Annotated in this window: 1 protein-coding gene; it reads left to right on the plus strand. The window is 70.7% G+C overall.

Going from position 1 to position 1,464, the window contains the following annotated elements; genetic code table 11:
* The first annotated feature begins 122 nt into the window (after positions 1–122).
* Positions 123–1,442, plus strand: coding sequence for an ISL3 family transposase (locus tag MOPEL_RS06060; RefSeq protein ID WP_444542954.1), 1,320 nt, complete (start codon positions 123–125; stop codon positions 1,440–1,442).
* Positions 1,443–1,464 lie beyond the last annotated feature (22 nt).

The following is a 1,464-nucleotide window of genomic DNA, read 5'->3' on the forward strand; positions in this document are numbered from 1 at the left end:
GGCGGCTCTTCCGACTTGAGTGTGGGGTGAGCACGGCGGGGTGATGGCGGGGGTAGGGGTCGAGGTCCCTGGCAGGATCGGAGGACTTCTACCTCACACCGTTCCGCCGAAGGACCTCGACTGTGCCTGACTCTACTTCGCCGTGCCCCGCTCCTGCTCCTGCGTCCTCGTGCTCGTCGTGCGATGCCTGGCTGGGCCTGCCCGGGATGCGGGTGCTGGACGTCACCCGCGACGAGGACCGCCTGGTCGTGCGGGTCGAGTCCGTCCCGGACGTGGCGGGCTGTCCGGTCTGTGGGGTCGTCGCGCACGCGCACGACCGCCACGAGGTCACCCTGGTGGACGCCCCGTCGTTCGGGCGCCCGGTGCGGCTGGTGTGGGTTAAGCGACGCTACGTCTGTCCCGAGCCTGCTTGCGCGGGTGGGACGTTCGTCGAGCAGGACGACGCTGTCGCGGCGCCTCGGGCGTTGTTGACCACACGGGCCGTCGAGTGGGCGGTGCGCCGGCTGTGCCGTGAGCACGCATCGATCGCCGGGTTGGCCCGCCAGCTGGGCGTGGACTGGAACACCGTGTGGCGTGCCGTCCGCGCCCGGCTCGAGGAGCTGGCCGCGGACCCCGCACGCTTCGACGGCGTCACGATGCTGGGTGTCGACGAACACGTGTGGCACCACGTCGACCAACGTCAGCGGGGACCGAAGATGCTCACCGGCATGGTTGACTTGACCCGCGACGAGCACGGGCGCGTCCACGCCCGCCTGCTCGACCTCGTGCCGGGGCGGTCCGGGACCGTCTACGGCGACTGGCTCACCAGCAGGGGTGAGGCCTTCCGGTCCGGGGTGAAGGTCGCCACCCTGGATCCCTTCCGCGGGTACAAGAACGCGGTCGACGAGCACCTGGCCGACGCGACCGCGGTCGTGGACGCGTTCCATGTCGTCAAGCTCGCCACCGGCTGCGTCGACGACGTCCGTCGCCGCGTCCAGCAACACACCCTCGGCCACCGCGGCCGCAAGGGCGACCCCTTGTACGGGATCCGCACCATCCTGTGCGCCGGGGCCGAGAACCTCACCGACCGCCAGCGCGCCCGCCTGCACAAGGCGTTCGCCGCCCACGAGCACCACGTCGAGGTCCAGATCGCCTGGCAGGTCGCCCAGGACGTCCGCGCCTTGTTCCACACCCCCAACCCCGCGAAGGGGCGAGCCGCCGCCCGACGGCTGCTCAAGATCCTGCCGACCTGCCCCATCCGGGAAGTCAAGCGCCTCGGTCGGACCCTGAACCAGTGGGCCGAACCCCTGCTCGCCTACTTCGACACCGACGGCGCGTCCAACGGCGGCACCGAGGCCATTAACGGCCTCATCGAGCTCCACCGCCGCATCGCCCGAGGCTTCCGCAACCGCGACAACTACCGCCTACGCTGCCTGCTCATCGCCGGCGGACTCACCCCATGACCCCACACTCAAGTCGGAAGAG

The sequence above is a fragment of the Mobilicoccus pelagius NBRC 104925 genome, from assembly GCF_000247995.1.
Lineage (GTDB): Bacteria > Actinomycetota > Actinomycetes > Actinomycetales > Dermatophilaceae > Mobilicoccus > Mobilicoccus pelagius.